Here is a 5,303-nt window from a genome sequence, read left to right as displayed (position 1 = left end):
GTGGCGACCAACCACAGACCAAAGAAGCAATCAACCCGATCCGTCAATCACTCGAACTCTCTCATCGACAAACTCTGACGCGACTCGCTGGCCTGGAATCGAAACAAACCAAGTTGCTAGACCCAAAGAGAGAAACTGCTCGAGGACCTCAACCAACTCAACCACGACGACGTCGACCTGACGCAGTTGAACTGGGAGGCAACCTTAGCGGAGGCGGAATACCTTCGCGCCGCCGAAGCCCGCGACAACGCGAAGATGATCGACAAGCTCTCCTCGGGACGCGTGACCGAAATCGCTGTTGTTCAAGACGCCAGTCTCGGACTTAAGAAAGTCAAACCTCAACGGGCCATCTTGGCGATCCTTGCGGCCGCCCTGGCAGTCGCGATCGGAGTCTTCCAAGCGGTCGCCCGCAGCCTGCTGTTTGATTCGCCCAACTCAGCGAACACAGACCACCGCAAGAAGATTCCGGCTCCCGAGGCACGCATCGACCGTGCTCATCATCACTCGCCCGAAACGCAGCAAACGCGAGACACCGCGGACGCAGCGACCGAACGCCTGCGGTCAACTTCGTCGATAGAAGATGAATTTGCCGATTCCGCTTCTGTACCAGGGGTCCCCCGATAACTATTGTTTGTCGCGTACGCTCTCGCGACGACAACATCGCGGCGGAATTCCCAATCACCGCTGCTTCATTCACGTATTCGCCCCCTGCTTTGCATGCGCATCCTTCTCGTCCATAGCTATTATCGCCTGCGCGGCGGGGAGGACGTGGTTTTTGAAGCCGAAACAAAGATGCTCGAGTCGTTCGGTCACGAGGTGTTCTGCTACACGAAGAACAACGAGGACCTGGTAGGCCAAAGTCGCCTCACCAATGTCAAAAACACGATTTGGAATCAATCCGTCGCCAATGAGATCACCGCGTTAATCGACCAACACGGTATTGAGATCGTCCATTTCCATAATACTTTTCCGTCGATCTCTCCCTTGGCGATCCGAGCGGCACATCAAGCCGGTGCGGTCACCGTGCAAACGCTCCACAACTCGCGACCACTATGTGCCGCCGGCGTCTGCTACCGCGATCACCAACCCTGCACCGATTGCGTTCAAACCCCCTTCGGGTACTCCGCGATTCGACATGCATGCTTTCACGACAGCCGCATGGCGACCGGCGCGGTGGTGTTGAAGAATTACATCCATCGCGTCCGAAACACGTATCTCAATTTCCTCGACGTGGCCATCGCCCCCACACACTACATCCGCGAGCGATACCAGGCATCGACCGTACCGTATTGCCCAATCGCAGTGAAACCACATTTCCTGGAAACCAACCTGACCGAGGGCGACGGAAGCGGCGGCTACGCGATGTTCGTCGGGCGTCTGAGTGAAGAAAAAGGTCTGCGAACACTTCTCGACGCGTGGCCGAAACTGCAACAACAATTGGACCTGAAAATCGTCGGCAAAGGTCCACTCGAAGACGAGGTCCGAGCTCGATCATCGCAGCATACCGATCCGAATGACGCCCCTAATGCGGGCAATCAAATCACATACCTCGGTCAACTCGGTCAGGAACAGGTCTACGACGCAATCGGCAACGCCGCCTTGCTGGTTCTCCCCTCACACTGCGCCGAATCGTTCGGACGAGTCGTGATTGAAGCGTTTGCAAAGGGGACACCTGTTGTTTGTGCGAACCAGGGAGGCCAAGCGGAACTGGTTCACCCGAGCGTCGGCGGGACTTTCCAAAGTGGTGACGCAATCGACCTTGCCAAGGTCATCGACTCCCTGGTTAGCGCCCCTGACCGCTCGCTCTCCGCAATGCGGGCCGATGCCCGTCGCGAATACGAACGGCACTACACCGCAGAGATCAATCACGAACAACTCCAACGGATCTACACCGACGCCACCAAACGACGTTGGCCCGATCGAGCAACGGTTAACGACGAACCGGAACACCATTCCGTCCGCCCCAAACGCATCGATCCGATGTCCCCTTCGCTCAAATCCAGACGCAACACTCCCCAAGAATCTGATGTCCAACGCGATACTAACGACGAGCTGGGACGACGGGCATCCACTGGACCTGAGACTCGCTGATCTCCTGGAAAGTCATGGCATTCAGGGGACGTTTTACATCCCTCGCCAATCACAACTCGCGACGCTCGGCGAAGCCGACGTATCCAAACTGTCCGATCGATTCGAGATTGGGGGGCACACGCTCGACCATCTCGCGTTGACCAGCCTGCCTGACGAAGAGGCGTCTCGACAGGTCCGCGAGTGCAAAGCTTGGGTAGAAGATACGACCGGCAAACCTTGCCCGATGTTCTGTCCACCGCTCGGCAAATTTGCCCAATCCGACATCCATTCCATCGCAGAGGCAGGTTACCTCGGCTTCCGCAGCGTCGAATTGCTGCAAACTCGCTCGCCTCATCCGCATGAGCGAAACACAAAAAAGGGACAAACAGGTTTCTTGTGGGAAATGCCCACCACGGCCCAGAGCCATCCGCACAGACGCACCGCCTACCTACGCAACGCGATGAAGCGATTCCGCCATCACGCCGCGATCACCGCGTTGACCAGTCGCAAGATCAGTGACTGGCCCTCGTTGGCTGAACATCTCTTACAGCGGTGCCTCCGCCATGGCGGCGTTTTTCATCTTTGGGGTCACAGTTGGGAGATTGAACAAGAGGATCAATGGGATGCTCTCGAAAAAGTCCTGGCGATGCTCGGACAACACGTCGCCAACGGGACCATCGCGGCAATGAACAATTCCGATGTATGCCAACGCTTCGCCGCGCAACGTGCTAAGAGTTAGTATTCTGGCGCAGTTTCCTTTTCCGGGTAGCCGGTAGTGGATGTTGTGAAAGATCCTGATGCAGCAGCATCTTCAACAACATCCACTCCCCACTAGCAAATACTCTCTACCGGCACGAACACAGGTCGGCTCGTTCGCCCGATCTGGCTTGCCGTACGCTTCTAACTTTCCTGAGCTGACTTCTCGATCCAATCAAGCGCCGCATGAACCGATTCATGCGAACTGCGATTGCCATACGCCGGTGACATGCGATTCGACACCGTCACGGTGATACCTGCCAAATGCCATGTGCCTTCGCGTTGAACAAACACGGGCGATCCGCTGTCGAACATAGCAGGCAAGACTTCGTTTTGTTCGCTGCCTTTCCCCGGTGGATCAAACACAATTTGGTTGCGATGAGAACCAACTTTGGTAATCCGGTTGAACCCACTGGCAAACTGCCCCGTGCGGTAGCCTGATGCAAAGCCGAGCCCTGCCGCAGCAGTGATGATCGAGTTCTTGCCATCTTCGATCAGCTCGCCGGAAATCCCATACCCACCCATCCACACGCGATCATCTTTTCGCACCGGTTGCTTCCATATTGCCATCGATGGAACGTCGTCGAACGGACTTGCCAAACGAATCACGGCCAAGTCAACTTTCTTGTCCGGATGGCGGATGACTTGAGTCACCGCGATGACCTGATCACCGTGCCGAACGTGAATCGACGATGCCTTCCAACCGTCCACCGCATGCCCGGCCGTCAACACGGTGTCTCCGTCGAGCAAAACCCCGCACCCGCCAAACACATGCAGCGGTGAATAGAGCATACGCACAACCGACTTCATGACGCCTGTCGGTGGTTGATCACAAGTCGTGTCGACGCCTCGCTGCCAAATGATCGCGTGGCAAGGCGCAGCCATGCCGGCCAACCAAATCATCCCCACCAAGACAACTCGACGACACAACGATGTGAATCTTTGAAACATTGAGATACTCTTCTAAGAACCGATCCTAGGACTCATCAGCCGCGTTCTGAACAAACAACAGCATACTCCGCATGGAACGCGGCTTTTCCTTCCAGCGTACAATCGGGTGGATAGATTGCCAGCTTCGTTGCGGGAACTGCGAGAGTAAAGTCGATGGACAAACGCATTCAGCTCAAATAAGAACACTGTCGCACGTGTTCATACAACACGATGCCAGCAGTCGTCGCGAGATTCAGACTGCGGACCTTTTCGGTCGTCGGCAGGCGTAGGGCACGCTCGTCATGCGGGTCCATGATATGCGACGGCAATCCGCTCGTCTCTCGTCCGAACACGAACACGTCACCGACGCTCATCGGCGCGTCCCACAAATGCCGTTTGGCGAACTTTGACAAGAAGAAGAACCGCGCCGGATCCAACTTCGACGTGAGCGTTTCCCAGTTCGGCACCCTCTCGATGTCGAGATGCTGCCAATAGTCCAGACCGGCGCGTCGCAGCCGTCGTTCTTCAAACGAAAACGAAGCCGGTTCCACGATCCACAATTTCGCTCCCACAGCAACGCAGCTGCGACCAATGTTGCCTGTATTCTGGGGAATCTCGGGCTGATAGAGCACGACGTGGACGGGAGGAGACGGGCTCGAAGCCGTCCCATTTGATTTGTCGATAGGTGACGTTGGTTGATCCATCTGACTCAACTGATGCCGGCAAGACTTAGTGCATTCGCATCAAGATAACTGCCCCAGCGACGCGCACCATGACCCGAGCCTCAAGCTGGGCCCGTCCCCAACCCAGCAACCTCGTCCTCGCCCCCCCCCACATCGGGCTGCGTATACCGAGCAAACGGGCAAGAGACACAAAACTTCTCAACATTTCCCGCAAAAATAGCTCATGTCTTGGGAATATCTATAGGCCAGCGGTTACACACTAACGGCCCCGTACGTCGCTTCATTGCGCACTATCAATATTCTTGCAGGGATTTTCAAATGAAACGTTATCGATCAGGATTCACTTTGGTCGAGCTTTTGGTGGTCATTGCGATCATCGGAGTGCTCGTCGGTCTTCTCCTACCTGCCGTCCAAGCGGCCCGCGAAGCAGCCCGCCGGATGAGCTGCAGCAACAACTTCAAGCAAATCGGCTTGGGGATTCACAACTATCACTCCGCTTACAAAGGCATGCCAATCCACGGCACCGGCACCGACCGCCCGGCAGGACAACAGATCTATGCCGGTGACAACGACGGAACGAGCATCAACCGCCGCGGCTCGTTCTTGATCAGCGTCCTTCCATTCATCGAGCAACAGGCGTTGTGGGAGCAAATCTCCAATCCCCTGAACGTCAACGCAGATGGCAGCGCCAAGAACCCGCCATGGCAAGCCATGGGTCCCGGAGTTGCCCGGATCGACTACGGTCCTTGGGCGACGAACATTCCTACGTTCCGCTGCCCGAGCGATCCCGGCACAGGTTTGCCATCGCTCGGCCGCACCAACTACGGTGCCTGCACCGGTGACTCCTCGGTGATGTCTCGTGAA

6 protein-coding genes are annotated in these 5,303 nt (G+C 56.4%); 4 read left to right on the top strand and 2 right to left on the bottom strand.

Going from position 1 to position 5,303, the window contains the following annotated elements; genetic code table 11:
- Window positions 1-186: 186 nt before the first annotated feature.
- The 3 genes from RSSM_RS11320 (at window position 187) to RSSM_RS11310 (ending at window position 2,809) form a co-directional block, all read left to right on the top strand.
- Window positions 187-624 carry a hypothetical protein gene (locus RSSM_RS11320; RefSeq protein WP_008678208.1) on the top strand — a complete coding sequence of 146 codons (438 nt, stop codon included), beginning with the start codon at window positions 187-189 and terminating at the stop codon, window positions 622-624.
- A 93-nt stretch (window positions 625-717) separates the two neighbouring features.
- The gene (locus RSSM_RS11315; protein WP_081613752.1) at window positions 718-2,091 is read left to right on the top strand and encodes a glycosyltransferase family 4 protein; all 1,374 of its coding nucleotides are present in this window, start codon (window positions 718-720) and stop codon (window positions 2,089-2,091) included.
- Window positions 2,027-2,809 (top strand): polysaccharide deacetylase family protein, encoded by a 783-nt coding sequence (locus tag RSSM_RS11310; protein ID WP_044302317.1) that lies wholly within the window; start codon window positions 2,027-2,029, stop codon window positions 2,807-2,809. The genes RSSM_RS11315 and RSSM_RS11310 overlap by 65 nt, the downstream gene beginning before the upstream one ends.
- Before the next feature lie 161 nt (window positions 2,810-2,970).
- Here RSSM_RS11310 and RSSM_RS11305 read toward each other — a convergent pair whose 3' ends face one another.
- Both RSSM_RS11305 and RSSM_RS11300 read right to left on the bottom strand, forming a co-directional pair.
- Complete coding sequence (locus RSSM_RS11305) at window positions 2,971-3,777, bottom strand: trypsin-like serine protease (RefSeq protein WP_008678203.1); 807 nt, start codon at window positions 3,775-3,777, stop codon at window positions 2,971-2,973.
- Between the two features lie 167 nt (window positions 3,778-3,944).
- The gene (locus tag RSSM_RS11300) at window positions 3,945-4,460 is read right to left on the bottom strand and encodes a tRNA (cytidine(34)-2'-O)-methyltransferase (RefSeq protein WP_044302315.1); all 516 of its coding nucleotides are present in this window, start codon (window positions 4,458-4,460) and stop codon (window positions 3,945-3,947) included.
- A gap of 297 nt (window positions 4,461-4,757) precedes the next feature.
- On the opposite strand from RSSM_RS11300, the gene RSSM_RS11295 reads away from it, so the two are divergent.
- Window positions 4,758-5,303, top strand: a 546-nt coding sequence (locus RSSM_RS11295) for a DUF1559 family PulG-like putative transporter (RefSeq protein ID WP_044302314.1), incomplete at its 3' end; no start/stop codon positions are given.

Origin of the sequence: Aporhodopirellula sallentina SM41 (assembly GCF_000346505.1) — a bacterium.
GTDB classification, from domain to species: Bacteria; Planctomycetota; Planctomycetia; order Pirellulales; family Pirellulaceae; genus Rhodopirellula; species Rhodopirellula sallentina.
Note: the sequence above shows the minus strand (reverse complement) of the source record. Positions and strands in the feature narration are given on the sequence as shown.